Raw genomic sequence first — 1,830 nt, 5'->3', positions numbered from 1 at the left:
CAGGCCGCGGCCCGGGCGGCCGGCCGGCACCTGGGCGGCGACCCGGCGGTCGACCTCGGAGTCGACCGGGTCGCCGAGGCGCAGCTCGAGGCGGGTGCCGAGCAGGTCGCGCATCGCGGCGCGGAGGTCGGCCCACCGTCCGGTGCCGACCAGCACGTGCAGCCCGAAGGTCAGGCCGCGGGAGGCCAGCTGCTGCAGCTCGACCTCGAGGTCGTCGAAGTCCGCGCGGAGCGTGCTCCAGCCGTCGACGACCACGAACACGTCGCCGTACCCGTCGTCGGCCCGCCCCGCCGCCCGCCGCGACCGGTAGGTCTCGACGGAGTCGATGCCCTGCGCGCGGAAGTACGCCTCCCGCCGGTCCAGCACGCCGCGCACCTCGGCGACGACCCGGCGGACCACGTCGGGCTCGGCGCGCGAGCCGATGCCGGCCACGTGCGGCAGGCGGGCGTACGGCGCGAACGTGCCACCGCCGAAGTCGAGCACGAAGAACTGCGCCTCCTGCGGGGTGGTCGTCAGCGCGATGCTGGCGACCAGCGTGCGCAGCAGCGTGCTCTTGCCGCTGCGCGGCCCGCCGACGACCGCCACGTGTCCGCCCGCTCCGGCGAGGTCGACGGTGAGGGTGTCGCGCCGCTGCTCGCGCGGGCGGTCGATCGTGCCGAGCGGCACGACCAGCCGGCCGGCGTCTCGCCAGCGACGCGACACCAGGCCCAGCCCGGGGTGCGCGTCCAGGTCGGGCATCAGGTCGCCGAGCCGGTCGGGCTCGTCGAGGGGTGGCAGCCACACCTGGTGGGCGGCCGGGCCCCGGCCCGCCATCCGGCGTACGGCGAGGTCGAGCACGGACTCCCGGTCCGCCGATCGCTCGATCGCCGCGGGCTCGGGCGCGGGCCCGGCATCGTGGGGGACGAGCACCTCGGAGACCGTGAACGGCAAGATGCCCGGCGGGTCCGTGCCCTCCTCACGCCGCACCGGCGTCCGGCCGCGCGGCGGTCCGGAGACGTGCGCGGCCCGGAACGCGATGAGCGTGGCGGGGTCCGGCCGCAGGTAGCCCAGGCCGGGATCGGCGGGCAGCTCGTAGGCGTCGGGGACGCCGAGCACCGTCCGGGACTCAGCGGCGCTGAACGTGCGCAGGCCGATCCGGTAGGACAGGTGGGACTCCAGGCCGCGCAGGCGTCCCTCCTCCAGTCGCTGCGAGGCGAGCAGCAGGTGCAGGCCCAGCGAGCGACCGAGCCGGCCGATCGCGACGAACAGGTCGATGAACTCGGGCCGGGCCGTGAGCAGCTCGGAGAACTCGTCGACGACGATCAGCAGCGAGGGCAGGGCCGGGAGGTCGGGCCGGGTCGCCCGGGCCGACTCGTAGTCGCGGACCGACGCGAGGTTGCCGGCCTCGCGGAGCAGCTCCTGGCGCCGGACCAGCTCGCCGGCCAGCGCGTCCTGCATGCGATCGACGAGCGTCAGCTCCTGGGCGAGGTTGGTGATCACGGCGGACACGTGCGGCAGGTCGGACATGCCGGCGAACGTCGCGCCGCCCTTGAAGTCGACCAGCACCAGGTTGAGCTCGTCCGGCGGGTGGGTGAGCGTGAGGCCGAGCACCAGGGTGCGGAGCAGTTCGGACTTGCCCGACCCGGTCGCACCGATCACCAGCCCGTGCGGGCCCATGCCCTGCTGGGCGGACTCCTTGAGGTCGAGCTCGGCGACGGTGCCGTCGGCCGCCAGCCCGAACGGGACGCGGAGCCGGTCCCGGGCGGGCCGGCGACGCCAGGAGCGCGCCGGGTCGAGGGCGTGCACGTCGCCGAGCGACAGCAGGTCCAGGAGGTCCGGCGTGCCGGGCTG

The 1,830-nt window shown here is 75.8% G+C and carries 1 protein-coding gene; it reads right to left on the bottom strand.

Going from position 1 to position 1,830, the window contains the following annotated elements:
* A partial coding sequence (gene eccCb, locus VGD85_RS10900) for a type VII secretion protein EccCb (RefSeq protein WP_331063462.1) occupies positions 1–1,830 on the bottom strand: 1,830 nt, incomplete at both ends.

Origin of the sequence: Nocardioides sp., assembly GCF_036401255.1 — a bacterium.
In the GTDB taxonomy this organism is placed as follows: domain Bacteria; phylum Actinomycetota; class Actinomycetes; order Propionibacteriales; family Nocardioidaceae; genus Nocardioides.
The sequence above is the reverse complement of the archived record's forward strand: the minus strand, read 5'-3'. Positions and strand labels throughout refer to the sequence as shown.